General features: G+C 52.5%; 17 protein-coding genes. 11 read left to right on the top strand and 6 right to left on the bottom strand.

Annotated elements, in window-relative coordinates:
• Window positions 1-44: 44 nt before the first annotated feature.
• Both ansA and pncA read left to right on the top strand, forming a co-directional pair.
• The gene (ansA, locus tag AC6I8N_RS11410; RefSeq protein ID WP_036625011.1) at window positions 45-1,058 is read left to right on the top strand and encodes an asparaginase; all 1,014 of its coding nucleotides are present in this window, start codon (window positions 45-47) and stop codon (window positions 1,056-1,058) included.
• 16 nt (window positions 1,059-1,074) lie between these two features.
• Complete coding sequence (gene pncA, locus AC6I8N_RS11415; protein ID WP_415174553.1) at window positions 1,075-1,683, top strand: bifunctional nicotinamidase/pyrazinamidase; 609 nt, start codon at window positions 1,075-1,077, stop codon at window positions 1,681-1,683.
• Window positions 1,684-1,718: 35 nt separating this feature from the next.
• On the opposite strand, the gene AC6I8N_RS11420 is transcribed toward pncA, so the two are convergent.
• Both AC6I8N_RS11420 and msrB read right to left on the bottom strand, forming a co-directional pair.
• Window positions 1,719-2,000, bottom strand: coding sequence for a YeaC family protein (locus tag AC6I8N_RS11420; RefSeq protein WP_021183041.1), 282 nt, complete (start codon window positions 1,998-2,000; stop codon window positions 1,719-1,721).
• Window positions 2,001-2,002: 2 nt separating this feature from the next.
• A complete protein-coding gene (gene msrB / locus AC6I8N_RS11425; protein WP_208723541.1) occupies window positions 2,003-2,413 on the bottom strand; it encodes a peptide-methionine (R)-S-oxide reductase MsrB in 411 nt (136 codons plus the stop codon).
• A 339-nt stretch (window positions 2,414-2,752) separates the two neighbouring features.
• Between msrB and gapA the strand changes: the two genes are divergently transcribed.
• Window positions 2,753-3,751: a glyceraldehyde-3-phosphate dehydrogenase gene (gapA, locus tag AC6I8N_RS11430; protein WP_021183039.1), complete on the top strand. Its 999-nt coding sequence runs from the start codon at window positions 2,753-2,755 to the stop codon at window positions 3,749-3,751.
• 83 nt (window positions 3,752-3,834) lie between these two features.
• Window positions 3,835-4,710, top strand: coding sequence for a D-hexose-6-phosphate mutarotase (locus AC6I8N_RS11435; protein ID WP_208723542.1), 876 nt, complete (start codon window positions 3,835-3,837; stop codon window positions 4,708-4,710).
• Window positions 4,711-4,731: 21 nt separating this feature from the next.
• On the opposite strand, the gene AC6I8N_RS11440 is transcribed toward AC6I8N_RS11435, so the two are convergent.
• Window positions 4,732-5,583, bottom strand: coding sequence for an aldo/keto reductase (locus AC6I8N_RS11440; protein ID WP_497829080.1), 852 nt, complete (start codon window positions 5,581-5,583; stop codon window positions 4,732-4,734).
• Window positions 5,584-5,668: 85 nt separating this feature from the next.
• A complete protein-coding gene (locus AC6I8N_RS11445; RefSeq protein ID WP_497829081.1) occupies window positions 5,669-6,418 on the bottom strand; it encodes a MipA/OmpV family protein in 750 nt (249 codons plus the stop codon).
• Window positions 6,419-6,827: 409 nt separating this feature from the next.
• Here AC6I8N_RS11445 and yeaG point away from each other — a divergent pair, with 409 nt between their 5' ends.
• From yeaG to AC6I8N_RS11475, 6 genes are all read left to right on the top strand, one after another.
• Window positions 6,828-8,762: a protein kinase YeaG gene (yeaG, locus tag AC6I8N_RS11450; RefSeq protein WP_021183035.1), complete on the top strand. Its 1,935-nt coding sequence runs from the start codon at window positions 6,828-6,830 to the stop codon at window positions 8,760-8,762.
• A gap of 91 nt (window positions 8,763-8,853) precedes the next feature.
• Entirely contained in the window at window positions 8,854-10,131 is a 1,278-nt protein-coding gene (locus tag AC6I8N_RS11455; RefSeq protein WP_021183034.1) for a YeaH/YhbH family protein, read from the top strand.
• Between the two features lie 230 nt (window positions 10,132-10,361).
• A complete protein-coding gene (locus AC6I8N_RS11460) occupies window positions 10,362-12,089 on the top strand; it encodes a potassium/proton antiporter (protein WP_208723545.1) in 1,728 nt (575 codons plus the stop codon).
• A gap of 77 nt (window positions 12,090-12,166) precedes the next feature.
• Window positions 12,167-12,400: a DUF1480 family protein gene (locus AC6I8N_RS11465; RefSeq protein ID WP_497829082.1), complete on the top strand. Its 234-nt coding sequence runs from the start codon at window positions 12,167-12,169 to the stop codon at window positions 12,398-12,400.
• Between the two features lie 378 nt (window positions 12,401-12,778).
• Window positions 12,779-14,245 carry an undecaprenyl-phosphate galactose phosphotransferase WbaP gene (wbaP, locus tag AC6I8N_RS11470; protein ID WP_497829083.1) on the top strand — a complete coding sequence of 489 codons (1,467 nt, stop codon included), beginning with the start codon at window positions 12,779-12,781 and terminating at the stop codon, window positions 14,243-14,245.
• Window positions 14,246-14,361: 116 nt separating this feature from the next.
• Window positions 14,362-15,555: a multidrug effflux MFS transporter gene (locus AC6I8N_RS11475; RefSeq protein ID WP_036625001.1), complete on the top strand. Its 1,194-nt coding sequence runs from the start codon at window positions 14,362-14,364 to the stop codon at window positions 15,553-15,555.
• Here AC6I8N_RS11475 and dadX read toward each other — a convergent pair.
• Both dadX and AC6I8N_RS11485 read right to left on the bottom strand, forming a co-directional pair.
• Complete coding sequence (dadX, locus tag AC6I8N_RS11480; protein WP_497829084.1) at window positions 15,548-16,618, bottom strand: catabolic alanine racemase DadX; 1,071 nt, start codon at window positions 16,616-16,618, stop codon at window positions 15,548-15,550. The two genes, AC6I8N_RS11475 and dadX, sit on opposite strands and share 8 nt — an antisense overlap.
• 21 nt (window positions 16,619-16,639) lie before the next feature.
• A complete protein-coding gene (locus tag AC6I8N_RS11485) occupies window positions 16,640-17,941 on the bottom strand; it encodes a D-amino acid dehydrogenase (RefSeq protein WP_497829085.1) in 1,302 nt (433 codons plus the stop codon).
• 505 nt (window positions 17,942-18,446) lie between these two features.
• Here AC6I8N_RS11485 and AC6I8N_RS11490 point away from each other — a divergent pair.
• Complete coding sequence (locus AC6I8N_RS11490) at window positions 18,447-19,982, top strand: SpoVR family protein (RefSeq protein WP_036624998.1); 1,536 nt, start codon at window positions 18,447-18,449, stop codon at window positions 19,980-19,982.
• The last annotated feature ends 48 nt before the right edge of the window (window positions 19,983-20,030 follow it).

Below are 20,030 nucleotides of genomic sequence, written 5' to 3' on the forward strand. Positions count from 1 at the left end.
AATCCCCTTATACTGCGCGTTTTACGGCAAGTCTGAGTTCATTCATGCAAAAGAAAAATATCTACGTAGCCTACACGGGCGGGACCATTGGTATGCAGCGTTCGGCACACGGCTACATTCCGGTTTCGGGCCATCTGCAACAGCAACTGGCGAATATGCCCGAGTTCCATCGCCCGGAAATGCCCGATTTCACCATCCACGAGTACCAACCGTTGATGGATTCTTCCGATATGACGCCGGAGGACTGGCAGGCCATCGCCGATGATATCAAACAGAATTACGATCAATACGACGGCTTTGTGATTCTGCATGGCACAGACACCATGGCGTTCACCGCTTCGGCCCTCTCCTTTATGCTGGAGAATCTCGCCAAGCCAGTGATTGTGACCGGTTCGCAAATCCCGCTGGCCGAGTTACGCTCAGACGGTCAGCAAAACTTGCTTAACTCATTGTATGTCGCGGCCAATTATCCGATTAATGAAGTCGCGCTATTCTTTAATAACACGTTGTTCCGTGGCAACCGCACCACCAAAGCCCACGCCGATGGTTTTAATGCGTTTGCCTCCCCTAACCTGTCGCCGCTGTTGGAAGCCGGTATCCATATTCGCCGCCTGAATACCCCTCCAGCTCCCAAGGGTACAGGTGACTTGATTGTTCACCCGATCACCCCGCAACCGATTGGTGTGGTGACGATTTATCCGGGGATCTCTGCCGAGGTGGTACGTAACTTCCTGCGTCAGCCGGTGAAAGCCCTGATCCTGCGTTCTTACGGCGTTGGCAATGCACCACAAAACGCGGAGTTTCTGGCTGAACTGCAACAGGCCAGCGAGCGCGGCATTGTGGTGGTCAACCTGACGCAATGCATGTCCGGTAAGGTGAATATGGGTGGTTACGCCACAGGGAATGCGCTGGAGCATGCCGGGGTGATCAGTGGTTTTGATCTCACCGTGGAAGCAACATTAACAAAACTTCACTTTTTACTGAGTCAAAACCTCACCAGCGCGGAAATTCGTGCCAGAATGCAACAGAATTTACGTGGCGAACTGACAGAAGACTGATACGGAGCGAGATGTGATGAAGCGGGCACTGATAATCATCGATATACAGAACGATTTTTGCCCCGGCGGCCCCATGGCCGTACGCGAAGGTGACCTGACCGTTGCCGTTGCGAATCGCTACGCGCGTGAGTTTCGTGCCCGGGGCGAGTGTGTGGTGGCATTGCAGGACTGGCATCCGAATAATCATGGCAGCTTTGCGTCGGTATCGGGTGAACCGGTTTATACCCTGGGTGAGCTGAACGGGCTGGCGCAGATCTGGTGGCCGGATCATGGCATTCAGGGTTCGGTGGGTGCCGATTTCCACCCTGACCTGGATCGCACGCTGATCGATGCCGTATTTCATAAAGGCGAAGATGTTGACGTTGACAGCTACAGCGCCTTTTTCGATAACGGCCACCGGCGCAAAACTGAGCTGGATAGATGGCTGCGCGAGCGTGACATCAGCCATCTGGTGGTGCTGGGTTTAGCAACCGATTATTGCGTTAAATATAGCGTGCTGGATGCGCTGGAACTGGGCTACCAGGTCGAAGTGGTGGAGGAAGGTTGTCGTGGGGTCAATCTCAACCCTGAAGACAGCGCCATTGCCATCGAGCAAATGCGTAACCAGGGTGCCGTCATTATCTAAAAAAGCAGGGCTGGTTTTACAGCCCTGCTTTTTACTCAGTGCAGGTTGATGCGGGTGATATCCGTCTCAATACCGAACTCTTCTTTCAGTTCTTTTTTCGACTTCGTCACCATCTCACCACCTTTGCTGATGGTCATATGCTGCGGCGCATCGTTATGGCGCGCCTGCCAGAGCATCACCAGTTGCAGGCAATTTTCTTTTTGTTCGGGCGTCAGCGCTACCCCATCAGGCCACTTGCCGGTTTCCACCGCCGTGGCAAGACGCTGGTAAACTTCTGGCGTCATCGCCGCCAACATCGCTTCCAGTTCCTGTTTCATGCTTACCCCTGTTGTTGATTGCCCTGCTCGTCGGTAAAGTTGAGCGAGGCCGAATTCACACAGTAGCGCTCGCCTGTTGGCTGTGGGCCGTCCGGGAACACATGCCCCAGATGCGCATCACAGTTGCCACAGCGGATTTCAACCCGGTGCATACCGTGGGAATCATCTTCGAGGTAGCGGATAGCGTCATCACTAACCGGCTGATAGAAACTCGGCCAACCGCAGCCCGAGTCATATTTGGTTTCAGAGAGGAACAGCGGTGCGTTACAAACCAGGCAGTGGTAGATGCCCTCCTGCTTGTTATGCAGCAGGGCTCCTGTAAAAGGGGGTTCGGTTCCGCGATGCTGAGTTACATAGCGCTGCATTTCCGACAGCTGCGCGATTTTTTCCGCGGATGCGGTGTCTTTAGCCATTTTGGGATTCCGGAGTGTCATTCTGAAAAAATCGACTAGTATTCTAACAAATGAATAACATCATCCGGGTCTTTTTTCGTGCGAACACATCCGTCCTGCTGACGACAGCACGAATTTGTGATGCCGATCACCCTTTAGATCCCACATCCCTTTATAGTCGGCGATCGGCAAATCTGGCTTTGGAATAATCCCTGTTGCGCAAGCGTTTGCGCAACGAATAATTCCTGTCATTGGAATTGACCTGTCGCAACAATTGACACGATTCCGCTTGACGCCTGGTAAGGTTTTTGTAATTTTACAGCCAACCTTTTATTCACTAACAAATAGCTGGTGGAATATATGACTATCAAAGTAGGCATCAACGGTTTTGGCCGTATCGGTCGCATCGTTTTCCGTGCTGCGCAGCAGCGTTCTGACATCGAAATCGTCGCGATCAACGACCTGCTGGACGCCGATTACATGGCTTACATGCTGAAGTATGACTCTACGCACGGTCGTTTTGACGGCACTGTAGAAGTTAAAGACGGCGCGCTGATTGTTAACGGTAAAAAAATCCGTGTTACCGCTGAGAAAGACCCGGCTAACCTGAAATGGGACGAAGTGGGTGTTGACGTTGTTGCTGAAGCAACCGGTATCTTCCTGACCGACGAAACCGCACGTAAACACATCGCTGCGGGTGCGAAGAAAGTGGTTCTGACTGGCCCGTCTAAAGATGACACCCCGATGTTTGTTCGTGGTGCTAACTTCGACAAATATGCCGGCCAGGACATCGTTTCTAACGCATCCTGCACCACCAACTGCCTGGCTCCGCTGGCAAAAGTGATCAACGACAAGTTCGGCATCGTTGAAGGTCTGATGACCACTGTTCACGCTACCACCGCGACTCAGAAAACCGTTGATGGCCCGTCTCACAAAGACTGGCGCGGCGGCCGTGGCGCTTCTCAGAACATCATCCCGTCTTCTACCGGTGCTGCTAAAGCAGTAGGTAAAGTTCTGCCAGAGCTGAACGGCAAACTGACCGGTATGGCGTTCCGTGTTCCGACTCCGAACGTATCTGTTGTTGACCTGACTGTTCGTCTGGAAAAAGCGGCTTCTTACAAAGAAATTTGTGCAGCGATCAAAGCCGCTGCTGAAGGCGAAATGAAAGACGTTCTGGGTTATGTTGAAGATGACGTGGTTTCTACCGACTTCAACGGCGAAGTACTGACTTCAGTATTCGATGCTAAAGCAGGTATCGCGCTGAATGACAACTTTGTGAAGCTGGTTTCCTGGTACGATAACGAAACCGGTTACTCCAACAAGGTTCTCGATCTGATTGCTCTGGTTTCTGCTAAATAAGCTAACCAGCACAACAGACAGATCAGACAAGGGGCGACTTAGGTCGCCCTTTTTATTTGGCTAGCTTAAGAGAAGGATTTTGTATGCAAGAGTCGCTTTTTTCGCTACCCGTAGTGCAGCAGATCACCCCTTATCTGTCACAACGTCAGATTGGTGAACTGCCGGTCATTATTGTCAGCCATCCCCGCGTGCGCGCAGCCATTACCTTGCAAGGTGCACATCTGCTCGCCTGGCAACCCAGTGGACAACAGCCGGTCCTCTGGCTCAGTGAGAAGACGCCTTTTGCTGTCGGCAAGGCGATTCGTGGTGGCGTACCGATCTGCTGGCCGTGGTTTGGCCCGGCGGGTGAACCTGCGCACGGTTTCGCCCGTAATCAATCCTGGACGTTATCCGCGCATGACGAGAATGAAGAAGGCGTCATTCTGACCTTTGCGCTGGAGAGTAATGCACAAACGCTGAAACTGTGGCCGCACGATTTTACCCTGCTCGCTCGCTTCCGTATTGGTGCCCATTGCGAAATTGAGCTGGAAGCGCATGGCGACTTCGCCGCAACTGCCGCGCTGCACAGCTACTTCCAGGTGACCGATATTGCGGCAACTGAAGTCAGCGGTCTGGGTAACAGCTTCGTGGATAAAGTGAATGACAGTGCGGTCGGCACATCCAATGGTAAGCAGACCTATCCGGGTCGTATCGATCGCGTCTTTACCGCGCCGGAAGATTGCAGCGTGATTCATGATAAAGCGGGCAATCGACAGATAGAAGTGTACCATCACTATCAAAGTGACGTTGTCACCTGGAATCCTGGTCCGGAGTTGTCGTGCAGCATGGGGGATATGGCTAACGATGGTTACAAAACCATGGTGTGTGTCGAAACTGCACGCATTAACCAGCCACTGGTGAGCGCCGGTGAATCCCCTGCTCGCCTCGCCACAACTTTCCGGTTACGCAATAAAGTCTGACAAAACGGCGCGCATGCGCCGTTAGACCACATCCAGCGGCAGTTTAGCCTGCGGTGGTGGGAAGGCCTGATTCAGAATGGCCAGTTGTTCGCCACTTAACACCACATTAAGCGCTGCCGCATTTTCCTGAACATGCGCCACACTGCTGGCTTTCGGTATGGCGATCACCCCCTCTTTGCGAATCACCCACGCCAGCAGCAATTGCGCTACGCTAATGCCCTGCTGTTGTGCAATCTGCTGCACGCGCGGGTCACTGAAGAGCGTCTGGCGCAGACGTCCAGCCTGGGCCAACGGGCAATACGCCATGATCGGCACATCACGTAACTGGCATTCCGGCAGTAAATCATACTCAATACCGCGAGACGCCAGATGGTAAAGCACCTGATTGGTTAAACAGGCCTCTCCACCCGGCTCTCCCCACAGTTCCTGCATATCCTCGGTGTCAAAGTTGGAGACACCCCAGTGGCGAATCTTGCCCTGCTGTTGCAGTGTCTCCATGGCGCGAATGGTTTCCTCCAGCGGCACATTGCCCCGCCAGTGCAACAAATAAAGATCCAGATAATCAGTCTGTAAACGACGCAAGCTGCGTTCGCAGGCATCTATCGCATCGACTTCTCCCGCATTCCACGGATAGACCTTTGACACCAGCCAGGCTTGATCGCGCCGTCCTTTTAGCGCTTCGCCGACAACCATTTCCGCACCGCCTTCCGCATACATTTCGGCGGTATCAATCAGTTTAAGCCCAAGGTCGAGGCCTGCCTGCAACGCGGCAACTTCCTGCTGATGTGTCTCCGCACTCTCCCCCATGTACCAGGTACCCTGGCCAATGGCTGGGATGGGTGCTTCTCCCCTGAACTGAATCATCTTTGTCATAAAACCTCCAAATGAACCATAACGGTGCGCAACCTTGGTGCGCAGCAATAAAAATGCCCCATTTTGGGGCACCTCATTGCAGCCATCAGAAACTGTAGCTGATACCTGTCCAAAGCGTCACTTGCCCGCTCTTATTCACCATTGGACTGTCTTTGATGTCACTACCAAATCGGGTATAACGTCCGGAAACCGTCGCGTTCCAGCTTTGGCTGATCTGGTAACTGGCGTTCATTTCCAGGTAGGGAGACCAACTGTCATCCGGCTGATAACGCGCGATACCGGTACGCGCACTTTCCTGTGATGAGACGCCATAGTAGTAGCGGTTTTGATTGGCGCTGTTCCACAAGGCACCAATCCCCGGCGTCAGGCTAAACGCACCAAAATCGAAACGATACAACCAGGTCATATCCCACATCACACCGTTGCTGTTGTTGAGTACATCCCCTAACAGCGCGGTGCGTAAGATGCCCCACTGTGAGATATGGCGATAGCTGGCACCCGCCATCAACGTCATGCGACGCTTGTCGAGTCGCTTCATATCGCTCAGATCATTGTCTTTCGGGTCATACTGCTGCGGCGAACCGAGCACCGTCAACGACAGTTGATCCTGCGGGTCCTTCCACAGGTAGTACCCCCCCTGTAGGCTATGGAACCAGAAGCTGTCGCCTTCATAATTAATAACCGGCACCGGTAAATATCGGTCCTGCCCTCCGCGGTAGGGCGATTCGGCGTAAATAACAGAGGCCCCCAGAGATAAGGGATCGGCATACGTGCTGAAAGCCGCAAAATAGCAGGGTGCGAGCAGAGCAAGCGCTTTAAGTTTGAAATGGTTCACAATTTATTCAGTCCATAAATATAACAATCACACGCAGAGTCTAACCAATTTCTCCACAGGGTTTAACTTTTAATGAGGGTTGTTGTTAGCCGCAGCAGAATTGTCTGAAACCATCAATACCGCTGTGATTTGAGGGATCGGTTCCCTGTCCCTTATGAGACTTTGTTATTGATATATCGCTAAATAAGGAGAAGAAACGGAGGAAATTTCTTAAATGCCTTCTACAGTTAAAAGTAAGACGAGACTTTTTGTACGAGCAGAGTAACCATAAGAATTGTGTATCCCGATAAAAAATCGTCAGGTTGGCATAAGGGTTGCTGTACTCAATAGAGAATATCTTCCGGGAGCTGCAAGAGCATCTTAATTACGCTCCTTTACCTGTGCTAAAAACGAAAGGACGGGCATCGCTATGAATATATTCGATCACTATCGTCAGCGTTATGAAGCTGCCAAGGACGAAGAGTTCACACTGCAGGAATTCCTCGCAATTTGTAAGCAGGATCGCAGTGCATACGCCAACGCTGCAGAGCGACTGTTGATGGCCATTGGTGAGCCGGTGATGGTTGATACTGCTCAGGAGCCACGCCTTTCCAGAATATTCTCGAATCGCGTCATTGGACGCTACCCTGCGTTTGAAGAGTTCTATGGCATGGAAGAAGCGATTGAACAAATCGTCTCTTACCTGAAACATGCTGCGCAAGGGCTGGAGGAGAAGAAACAGATTCTTTACCTGCTGGGTCCGGTTGGTGGCGGTAAATCATCCCTGGCTGAACGCCTTAAATCCCTGATGCAGCGCGTACCGATTTACGTGTTAAGCGCTGACGGTGAGCGTAGCCCGGTCAATGACCATCCGTTGTGCCTGTTTAACCCACAGGAAGACGCGAACATTCTCGAAAAAGAGTATGGCGTTCCACGTCGTTACCTCGGCACCATTATGTCGCCGTGGGCAGCTAAACGCCTGCACGATTTTGGCGGCGATATTACCCGTTTCAAAGTTGTGAAAGTCTGGCCGTCAATCCTCGAACAGTTGGCGATTGCCAAAACTGAACCGGGTGACGAAAACAACCAGGATATTTCTGCGTTGGTGGGTAAAGTGGATATCCGCAAACTGGAAAACCACGCACAGAACGATCCCGATGCCTACGGTTACTCCGGTGCCCTGTGCCGCGCCAACCAGGGCATCATGGAATTCGTTGAGATGTTCAAAGCACCGATTAAAGTGCTGCATCCCCTGTTGACCGCCACTCAGGAAGGTAACTACAACGGAACGGAAGGTATTTCGGCGCTGCCGTTTAACGGCATCATTCTGGCGCACTCTAACGAATCTGAGTGGGTCACCTTCCGTAACAACAAAAACAACGAGGCGTTCCTTGACCGTGTTTACATCGTCAAAGTGCCTTACTGCCTGCGAGTTTCCGAAGAGATCAAAATCTACGAGAAACTGCTTAATCACAGTGAACTGTCAACCGCGCCATGCGCACCAGGCACACTGGAAACCCTGGCGCGTTTCTCCATCCTGTCGCGTTTGAAAGAGCCGGAAAACTCCAGCATCTACTCAAAAATGCGCGTCTATGATGGTGAAACGCTGAAAGATACTGATCCAAAAGCCAAGTCATGGCAGGAGTATCACGACTACGCTGGCGTGGATGAGGGAATGAACGGTCTTTCTACCCGTTTTGCCTTCAAAATTCTGTCACGCGTATTCAACTTCGACCATGCGGAAGTGGCCGCCAACCCGGTGCACCTGTTCTATGTGCTGGAACAGCAGATTGAACGTGAGCAGTTCCCACAAGAGCAGGCAGAGAAATATCTGGAGCACCTGAAAGGTTACCTGATTCCGAAGTATGCGGAGTTTATCGGCAAAGAGATTCAGACCGCCTATCTGGAGTCCTACTCCGAATACGGCCAGAACATTTTTGACCGCTATGTCACCTACGCCGACTTCTGGATTCAGGATCAGGAGTACCGTGATCCCGATACCGGACAACTGTTTGACCGTGAATCACTGAATGCAGAGCTGGAAAAAATCGAGAAACCTGCCGGGATCAGTAACCCGAAAGATTTCCGCAACGAGATTGTCAACTTTGTGTTGCGCGCCCGTGCGCAGAACAGCGGACGCAATCCGAACTGGACCAGCTACGAAAAACTGCGCACGGTCATCGAGAAGAAAATGTTCTCGAATACCGAAGAGTTGCTGCCGGTGATTTCGTTTAATACCAAAACCTCAACGGACGAACAGAAAAAACACGATGATTTTGTCGACCGCATGATGGAGAAAGGCTATACCCGCAAACAGGTTCGCCTGCTGTGCGAATGGTATCTCCGGGTGCGTAAATCGTCATAATTAGGTTTGTAAGCTAAACGGCGTCAAGACGCCGGAAGAGGAAGGTCGGGCAAGTCCCGACCTGGCTTGCACTGTAGTTTGGGGGAACTTTATGGCCTATTTCATCGATCGGCGTCTGAACGGCAAAAACAAAAGCGCGGTCAACCGGCAACGCTTTCTGCGCCGTTACAAGTCGCAAATCAAGCAGTCGATCTCCGAGGCCATTAATAAGCGTTCGGTTACCGACGTGGAAAGCGGTGAGTCTGTCTCCATTCCGATTGAAGATATTAACGAACCTATCTTCCATCAGGGCCGGGGTGGCAGCCGTCATCGCGTGCATCCCGGTAACGATCACTTTGTGCAGAACGACCGCGTCGAACGCCCACAAGGTGGCGGCGGAGGCGGTGGTGGCGGCCAGGGCAATGCCAGTCAGGATGGTGAAGGCCAGGACGAGTTCGTCTTCCAGATTTCGAAAGATGAATACCTCGATTTGCTGTTCGAGGATCTTGCGCTGCCTAACCTGCGTAAAAATCAGCATCGTCAATTAAATGAATATAAAACTCATCGCGCTGGCTTCACCTCTAACGGGGTACCTGCGAACATCAGCGTGGTGCGTTCGCTGCAAAACTCGCTGGCGCGTCGGACTGCCATGACGGCGGGTAAACGCCGCATGCTGCATGAACTGGAAGCCACGCTGACCGAGGTGGAAAAATCCGAACCGGCGCAACTGCTGGAAGAGGAACGGTTGCGCAAAGAGATCGCCGAACTGCGTGCCCGTATTGAACGGGTGCCGTTTATCGATACCTTTGACCTGCGTTACAAAAATTTTGAGAAACGTCCGGAACCGTCAAGCCAGGCGGTGATGTTCTGCCTGATGGACGTTTCAGGTTCGATGGACCAGGCCACCAAAGATATGGCGAAACGTTTTTACATTCTGCTCTACCTGTTCCTGAGCCGAACCTATAAAAACGTCGATGTGGTTTATATCCGTCACCATACCCAGGCGAAAGAGGTGGACGAACAGGAGTTCTTCTACTCACAGGAAACAGGCGGCACCATTGTCTCCAGTGCCCTGAAGCTGATGGATGAGGTGGTAAAAGAGCGCTATGACCCGGCGCAGTGGAACATCTATGCTGCCCAGGCATCGGACGGTGATAACTGGGCGGATGACTCCCCGCTCTGCCACGAGATTCTGGCGAAAAATATCCTGCCGGTGGTGCGTTATTACAGCTATATCGAGATAACTCGCCGCGCACACCAAACCCTGTGGCGTGAGTATGAGCATTTGCAGGTGATGTTTGATAACTTCGCTATTCAGCACATCCGTGAGCCGGAAGATATTTACCCGGTATTTAGGGAGCTTTTCCACAAACAAGTGGCAGAATCCTGATAAAAGTAGCCGGTCACTGACCGGCTTTTTACTCTCTACTTTCCGCTAAAACCCTCTGCACCATATAGATTTTGTTGGCAAATTTAACTACAGATGCCTCAACACCTGCCGATATAAAAAAATATGTTATTTTCCGCTGACAAGCTATTGATAAGGCATTATCTTTTGTCTTTGTTCGCGTGAAGCTTACGCACTACACCTGGATCACCACCCGCCGCAGGAGAACGCCGTTGAATGCCAGCATGGTTTACAGTTTATTCATTATTGGTTCAGTGCTGGTTGCAGCAAGCATTCTGCTAAGCTCCTTTTCCTCGCGCCTGGGCATACCGATTTTGGTGATCTTCCTCGCGCTCGGGATGCTAACCGGGGTCGATGGTATTGGCGGTATCGCTTTTGATAACTATCCGGTGGCCTACCTGGTATCCAACCTGGCGCTGGCGATTATCCTGCTTGACGGCGGTATGCGCACCAAGGCCAGCTCATTCAAAGTGGCGCTTGGCCCGGCGTTGTCGCTGGCAACGGTTGGGGTAATGATCACCGCCGGTCTGACCGGTCTGGCCGCTGCCTGGCTGTTCCACCTCGATTTGATGCAGGGTTTTCTGATTGGCGCCATTATCGGCTCCACCGATGCTGCTGCGGTGTTCTCTCTGCTCGGCGATAAAGGGTTAAACGAACGTGTCAGCGCAACGTTGGAAATCGAATCCGGCAGCAATGACCCGATGGCGGTGTTTCTGACCATCACCCTGATCGACATGATTCAACAGGGACAAACGGGGCTGAGTTGGATGTTTATCGTGCATCTGGTGCAGCAATTTGGTCTGGGCATCGTGCTGGGACTGGGCGGTGGCTGGGCGTTGCAGCAACTGATTAACCGCATCAATCTGGCGCAGGGACTTTATCCCCTGCTGGCATTGAGTGGCGGTATCATCGTGTTTGCCCTGACCACGGTGATGGAAGGTAGCGGCATTTTGGCGGTGTATCTATGTGGTTTCCTGTTGGGTAACAGCCCAATTCGCAACCGTCATGGCATTCTGCAAACCTTCGATGGTATGGCATGGTTGAGCCAGATTGGCATGTTCATTGTGCTGGGCCTGTTGGTGACGCCATCCGATTTGTGGCATATCGCCATTCCGGCGATGCTGCTGTCGCTGTGGCTGATTCTGGTGGCGCGTCCGTTGTCGATTCTGGTCGGCCTGTTGCCATTTAAGGGCTTTACCGGACGTGAACGCATTTTTATTAGTTGGGTTGGATTACGCGGTGCGGTGCCGATCATCCTGGCGGTGTTCCCGATGATGGCCGGGCTGGAGAACTCATCGCTGTACTTTAATATCGCCTTCTTCGTGGTGCTGGTATCGCTGATGTTGCAGGGGACGTCACTGGGTTTCGCCGCGCGAAAAGCCAAAGTGGTGGTTCCACCGACGGCCTCACCAATCAGCCGGGTTGGGCTGGATATTCATCCTGAGAACCCGTGGGAGCAGTTCGTGTATCAGCTGAGCGCCGATAAATGGTGTATTGGTGCCGCCCTGCGAGATTTACAAATGCCGCGCGAAACCCGCATCGCGGCGTTGTTCCGTGACAACGTTTTGATGCACCCCAACGGCAGCACGCGCCTGAAGGAAGGTGACGTGTTATGCGTGATTGGTCGCGAGCGCGATCTCCCTGCCCTCGGCAAGATGTTCAGCCAGTCACCGCCGGTGGCGCTCGACCAACGTTTCTTTGGTGACTTTATCCTGGATGCTGACGCCCGGCTGCGCGATGTGGCGCAAATTTACGGGTTGGATCTCGATGAAGAAACCAACGATCAACAATCCCTGGGGCAGTTGGTGATGTCGTTGCTGGGCAGCACGCCTGTGGTCGGTGACCAGGTTGAATGGAACCAGCTTACCTGGACGGTGGCGGAGAAAGAGGACAACCATATCCTGAAAATTGGTGTGCGACCGACAGAAGAGAAGGAATAATCCGAGCGCATTCGATTAGTAAAGCCCGCTGGACCGACTATGATCACTATTCCACCCTGCTGAAACGGGAGAATACGATGGGACATGTGGTTAAGATTGGTCGTTACGAGATCATCGATGCGGAATTGAACGCGGGAAAGCTCGAAACCGTCAGCATTCCCTGCCTGACCAATCCCGGCCTGAGTTATCAGCTCGACGGCTGGGATCATGAAACCAGTGTACCGGCGTGGATTGACGGCCAACCCGTCGATTTGGAGATCGGACACTATGACAAACAGCAACACCGTTGGGTATTAAAGAAACCAGCTTGAGTTAATTTATTACCGCCATGCAGCTCATATGGCGGTTATTCCTAAAAGCAGTCTTAAAATCAAGCGCTATATCTGATGTTTTTTTGATTTTATCCATTCTATTCAATACGTTAAATGGGCGTTTCCGCAGGCAATTCTTTTCTTTTCAGACTATGTCCATATTAACGCCATCAAATATCTCCTGCATACTCATAAACGTTGCTGCATTATTTTGTGACGAAAATCACGCCACAAACGGTCCTTATCGTGCAGCGCTTATGGCAACGCTGATTTATATCTCGCTGAAATAACAAGCCTTCTTCTTTCGGCGGTCCACACCTGAGCGCGTACTTGATTCTGGTCAGGCCATCTTTTACTTAAGAAAAGAGAGCAGGTTTTATGGCAAGTACATTGGTAATAAACAATGCAGCCCGCTCATGGAGCGGCTTGCGAAAAAACATTATTGCGAAAATAGCCCTAAGCATTTCTGATTTAATTGCACTGAATCTGGCACTTTTTTTATCCGCCGCCACCATCCAGGGGATTTGGGGAGAACTGGACACCTTTATTCCTCCGCATCAAATTGAATATCGCTTCGTTGCGCAGTTAGGCCTTTCACTACTTTGCACTTTATGGTTTTGGGTGCGCCTCCGTCATTACACCTACCGCAAGCCTTTCTGGTTTGAACTGAAAGAGATCGTCAAAACCCTTTTCGTTTTCTCCCTACTCGACCTGGCACTGATTGCCTTCTCGAAATGGGACTTCTCGCGCATGGTGTGGGTGTTTAGCTGGAGCTATGCCCTGCTGCTGCTGCCGCTGATGCGTGCCGGAGTGAAGCGAGCCATTAATCGCGCCGGTCAATGGCAAAAAGAAACCATTATTATTGGTTCCGGTAAAAATGCGCTGGAAGCCTATGCAGCCCTGCAAAGTGAAGAGATTCTTGGCTATAACGTGCAGGCGTTTATTGCCCTTGATAGCGACAAGCACCCGGAGCATGTCAATGGCGTGCCAGTGATTACCTGGGAAGATATTAACTGGCAAACCATGGATCGTGATAACACCCAATTTATTGTCGCCACTGAGTTCGAACAGCAGGTGGTGCGGGATAAATGGTTGAAGTTCCTTTCCAAAATGCAATGCCGTTCGGTTTCCGTTATCCCGACACTGCGCGGTGTGCCGCTGTACGGCACGGATATGTCGTTTATCTTCAGTCATGAAGTGATGATCCTGCGCGTCAGCAACAACCTGGCAAAACGCTCTTCGCGCTTCCTTAAGCGTAGCTTCGACATTATCGTCGCTTCATTGCTGTTGCTGTTCCTCGCCCCGGTATTTGCGCTGCTGTGCTGGATGGTGAAACGTGACGGCGGCAACGCCATCTATGGTCATGAGCGCGTCGGTTTCGAAGGCAAGAAGTTTCACTGTCTGAAATTCCGTTCGATGGTGACCAATTCACAGGAAGTGCTGCAAAACCTGCTGGCGACCAGTGAGGAAGCGCGAGCCGAATGGGACCGCGACTTTAAGCTGAAAAACGATCCGCGCATCACCAAAATCGGGGGCTTCCTGCGTAAAACCAGCCTCGATGAATTACCTCAGCTATGGAACGTGATTCGCGGTGAAATGAGTCTGGTGGGACCACGACCGGTGATTGAGGCCGAACTGGAGCGTTATGCCGGAGATGTGGACTACTACCTGATGGCGAAACCAGGCATGACCGGGTTATGGCAGGTGAGCGGCCGTAACGATATCGACTACGATACACGCGTCTATTTTGACTCCTGGTACGTGAAAAACTGGGCGTTATGGACAGACATCGCCATCCTGTTCAAGACCGCTGGTGTGGTTCTGCGCCGCGACGGTGCCTACTGATACCCTCGACGCGATGTCTGTTGCAGTCTGGCAGACATCGCCTTTTTTAATCCTTTCCTTTTGCCCTCTGAATCATTACCCTTCCCGCTCGATTAACAGGATGTTTCTGGTTTGTGATGCAAAAATTTACCCTGCTGCTTTTAAGCCTGGTGCTGCTGGCACCGCTCGGCATTGATCTCTACCTGCCAACGCTACCGCAAATTGCCGAGGGGCTAAACAGCCCGGTGAGTCTGATTCAGACCACCATCCCACTGTTTTTACTGGTAATGGGGATCGGTCAACTGGTCACCGGGCCATTGGTCGATAACTTTGGCCGTAAGCCCATCGCGTTGATCGGGCTGGCGCTCTACATCATCGGTAGCGCCGTAGCGGCCACCGCCAGCGTCTGGCCGATATTTATGCTGGCACGCTTAATTCAGGGCTGTGCGGTATGTTGCACCGCGGTGGTGGCGTTCAGCGGCGTACGCGACCGACTGAGCGGTGATGCCGCTGCTCGCGCTTACGGTTTTCTCAATGGCGCACTGAATATCGTCCCCGCACTGGCACCGTTGCTGGGTGGCCTGTTAGCCGATGCCTGGGGCTGGCGTGCCCCCTTCTGGTTTCTGTCGGCCTATGCCGTGGTGATCACTGCGGTGGTGCTGCTGTGGCTGCCAGAAACCCGCCCGGCCAATACCCTGCGTGTCTCAGGATTACCGCTGGGACAATATCTCGCCATCGCGCGGGAGCCACGTTTTCTGGCATTCGCCTTTGCCAATGCAGGCGCACTCGGCATGGTGCTGACCTATGTGTCGCTGGCCCCCCATGTACTGATGACCGAAGGCGGTCTGACACCACTCCAGTTCTCTTTTGCCTTTGGTGCCAATGGGTTCTGGATCATGCTGGTGAGTGCTTTTGTGAATAAAACCATCCGCAAAGCCGGTCGGCCATTTTGTCTGGCGATGGGTTTTGTCGCTATGTTAGTCGGTGCGCTGCTGCTCACCGGCGGAATGGCGCTGTTACCTGCGGCCTGGCAAACGCACTGGGCGTTGTACATGATCCCGGTCGCCATCTCCGTCGCCGGACTGGCTTTTACCGTTGGCCCGGCCACCAGCTATGCATTGGAACCGTACCAACAGCAGGCGGGCGTTGCTGCGGCATTACAGGGATTTATTCAGATGGCCTGTGGTGCAGGCGGCAGCCTGTTGGTGGTGGCCTTACCGCTGGCGGAGAAATCCGCGCTGGCACTGATGATGCTGGTAGGTGCAGCGCTGGCGCTTATCGCCTGGCGCTGCAGTAAACGTATGCACGGTTCACTCACCGCGGTTAAATGATTTCCACCGGAACGCGTGGTGCAAGGGCGCACATCAACTCGTAGCCCACCGTTCCGGCTGCTTTTGCCACGTCATCGATTTTCACCTGTTCGCCCCACAGTTCCACTTTCGAACCAATTCCGGCCTGCGGGCAAGGTTCGAGATCAATCATAATCATATCCATCGAAATCGCGCCGACGGTTCGCGTCATCACTCCATTGACACTTACCGGTGTCCCGGTTGGCGCATGGCGCGGATAACCATCGGCGTAACCGCAGGCCACCACCCCGATACGCTGAGCGGCAGATGCGTGATAGCGATAACCGTAGCCCACACCATCACCCGCCTGTAATTGTTGAATACCAATGATTTCGCTGGTCAGGGTCATCACCGGTTTAAGACCGGTGCTGGCGATATCCTGCCAGTTACCGCTCGGCGAGGCACCGTACAACACAATGCCGGGACGGACCCAGTCGAAATGCGCTTCCGGGTGCCACAACGTAGCCGCCGAATTCGACAGCGAGCGTGGGCAGTTCAGCCCTTCTGCTGCCAGTTCAATGCGCTTCATCGGCTCGATAATTCCCTGCGGATTCTCGGCATCAGCGAAGTGTGCCATCAGCGTCATCTCGCCGACATTGGGTAACGCCCGCAACGCCTGCCAGGCGGCATTCACCTGCTCAGGACGGAAGCCGAGGCGATTCATACCGCTGTTAACCTTCACGTAGATATCGATCGGCGCAGAGAGTTGCACCTGCGCCAGCGCCTGAATCTGCCAGTTGCTGTGCACGCTGGTCGTCAGGCGATATCGGTCGATCAGTTGCAGATCTTCTGCATGGAAAAAACCTTCCAGCAGCAGAATCGGTTTTTTCCACCCCTGCTCACGCAGCAGGACGGCTTCTTCCATGTTCAGTAACGCGAAACCGTCGGTTTCGGCCAGGTTCTGCCAGACGCGGCGGATACCGTGCCCATAAGCGTTAGCCTTTACCACGGACCAGACGCGTGATGCGGGTGCCGCCTGACGAACGACGGTGAGATTATGTCGCAGCGCCTGTTGATTAATGGTGGCGACAATCGGACGTGACATGCTCTTGCTCTCCCTGAATGCTCAACGCGTTACGTTAGCGTTACGCAACGGCGATGTGTTTGGCTCAAAACCGGGTAAATAACGCAGCACTGACAAATCGTCAGAAGCGATGGCCGGTTTCTTCCCGGAAATCAGATCGGCCAGCAACTGGCCAGAACCGCAGGCCATCGTCCATCCCAGCGTACCATGACCGGTATTAAGATAGAGATTAGAGAGCGGCGTACGGCCAACAATTGGCGTGCCGTCCGGCGTCATCGGACGCAATCCGCTCCAGAACGTGGCCTGTTCAACATAACCGCCTTCAGGATAGAGATCGCTGACCACCATCTCCAGCGTTTCACGACGTGCTGGCAACAGTTTGGTGTTAAAACCAACAATTTCCGCCATGCCGCCCACGCGGATACGATCATCAAAGCGTGTGACAGCCACTTTATAGGTTTCATCCAGAATGGTAGAGACCGGCGCCGCATCCGGGTTTTTAATCGGAATCGTCAGCGAATAACCTTTCAACGGATACACCGGAATGCTGACAATATCTTTCAGCAGCGCGGTCGAGTAAGAACCAAACGCAACCACGTAAGCATCGGCTTTGATCACTTCATCACCACATTTCACACCGTAGATACGGTTACCTTCACGCAGCAGGTGATCAACCGGTGTATCGAAGCGGAAGGTGACGCCAGCGGCGGCAGCCATCGCCGCGAGGCGCTGGGTAAATAGCTGACAATCGCCAGTTTCATCGTTTGGCAGACGCAAACCACCGGTCAGTTTGTGGGCCGTTGTCGCCAGCGCCGGTTCAACACTCGTCAGTTGGTGGGACTCCAGCAGTTGGTAAGGCACTCCCGCCTCTTTCAGCACCGCAATATCTTTGCTGGCGCTTTCGAATTGCTGGCGGGTGCGAAACAGTTGCAGGGTGCCGCCCTGACGTCCCTCGTAAGCTATCCCGGTCGATTCACGCAAGGCTTTCAGGCAGTCACGGCTGTATTCCGCAATCCGCACCATGCGACTTTTGTTTTCCTGATAGTGGCGCATATCGCAGTTGCGCAGCATGTTCCACATCCACTCCAGTTGGAAGCGACTGCCATCGAGGCGGATAGCCAATGGCGCATGACGCTGGAACATCCATTTAACCGCTTTGAGTGGTACACCCGGTGCGGCCCAGGGGGCAGCATAGCCGGGAGAAATTTGTCCGGCATTACCTGCGCTGGTCTCCAGCGCTGCCCCCGGCTGACGATCAATGACGGTAACCTCATGCCCGGCCTGCGCCAGGTACCAGGCGCTTGCGACGCCGACCACACCACTTCCCAGAATCACTACGCGCATAAGACCCTCGCCACCACCACAAAAGCATAATTGACCATATATTAAGCCTGGCACAGCATAACCAGACACCGCAAACCACCTCACATCTGACAGTATCATTTCACATGTTTTTTACCTTTCTGGTAACTAAAATCATGCCATCACGACAAAATCAGGATTTTTTATGCTGAAAAGTCATAAATCAGCAATTTATGATGCGGGAATCAGTCATTTTCACTTTTTTCAGGAGAAAGCGCCGCAGTCATACAATGCACTTATAATCAGAATAATATTCTGCAAAATAAAACCAAATCCATATTTGAAATTATGAAATCAGCTGCGAGGATTTTTTGAATGATTTTGTGCCAAAAGAATTCGTTTGAGTTCCGGTTTCGGATAAGCGACAGTGGACTATCATTGATGTGTTCGCTCAGTTTTTTTGGGCTGTCTTTCTCAGGATGAAGCCTTAAACGTTCGTGACAGGTGACATTCCGTTACCTGCCACTCTGCAAAACAGAGGTGCGCTATGACGACAATCTTTGACGAGCCAACCAGGAACAGTAAACGACTCAGTGACGGGCCTGACTGGACATTCGAGTTGCTTGATGTCTATCTGGCAGAAATTGACCGTGTAGCCAAACTCTATGGGCTGGATACCTATCCGCACCAAATTGAAGTAATCACCTCTGAGCAGATGATGGACGCCTACTCCAGCGTGGGTATGCCGATCAACTATGCCCACTGGTCCTTCGGCAAGAAATTTATTGAGACTGAGCAACGCTATAAGCACGGGCAACAAGGCCTGGCTTATGAGATCGTGATTAACTCCAACCCCTGTATCGCCTATCTGATGGAAGAGAACACCATGACGATGCAGGCGCTGGTTATGGCACATGCCTGCTACGGTCATAACTCTTTCTTCAAAAATAATTACCTGTTCCGCAGTTGGACCGATGCCAGTTCGATTGTCGATTACCTGCTGTTTGCCCGCAATTACATCTCCGACTGTGAAGAACGTTACGGTGTAGAGGAAGTTGAGCGGTTGCTCGACTCCTGCCATGCCCTGATGAACTACGGCGTAGACCGTTATAAACGCCCGCAAAAAATCTCCTTACAGGAAGAGAAAGCGCGGCAAAAAAGCCGTGAAGAGTATCTACAAAGTCAGGTCAATACGTTGTGGCGTACCCTGCCGCGTAAAGAGAAAGAGTCGGTACAGGTTGAAGCCGCTCGCTATCCCTCTGAGCCACAAGAGAATTTGCTTTATTTTATGGAGAAGAACGCCCCGTTGCTGGAACCCTGGCAGCGTGAGGTGTTGCGCATTGTGCGTAAGGTTAGCCAGTACTTCTATCCACAAAAGCAAACCCAGGTAATGAACGAAGGCTGGGCAACGTTCTGGCATTACACCATCCTCAACCATATGTATGACGAGGGGAAAGTGTCGGAACGCTTCATGATGGAGTTTTTGCATAGCCATACCAACGTGGTTTTTCAGCCGCCCTATAACAGCCCGTGGTATAACGGCATTAACCCTTATGCTCTCGGTTTTGCGATGTTCCAGGATATCAAACGTATTTGTCAGTCGCCGACTGAGGAAGATCGTTACTGGTTCCCGGATATCGCCGGTTCAGATTGGTTAAAGACGTTGCACTTCGCGATGCGGGAATTCAAGGATGAAAGCTTTATCAGCCAGTTCCTGTCGCCGAAAGTAATGCGCGACTTCCGCTTGTTCACCGTGCTGGATGATGATCGTAACAACTATCTGGAAATTGCCGCGATTCATGACGAAGCCGGTTATCGGGCAATCCGCCAGCAGCTGTCGGCACAGTACAACCTGAGTAATCTGGAACCCAACATTCAGGTTTACAACGTCGATCTGCGCGGGGATCGCTCGCTGACGCTGCGTTACGTACCGCAGCAACGTGCGCCGTTAGATAAAAGCCGCCGCGAAGTCCTGAAGCACGTACATCGCCTGTGGGGCTTTGATGTCATCCTTGAACAACAGAATGAAGATGGCAGCGTAGAACTGCTGGATCGCAGCCCGGCACGCGGTCCGGCGCTGTAAAGGTCACAAAAAAGCCGCCATCATGTTGATGGCGGCTTTTTATTGGAC

The organism is Pantoea sp. X-Soil-TKNS-1279 (genome assembly GCF_059730565.1).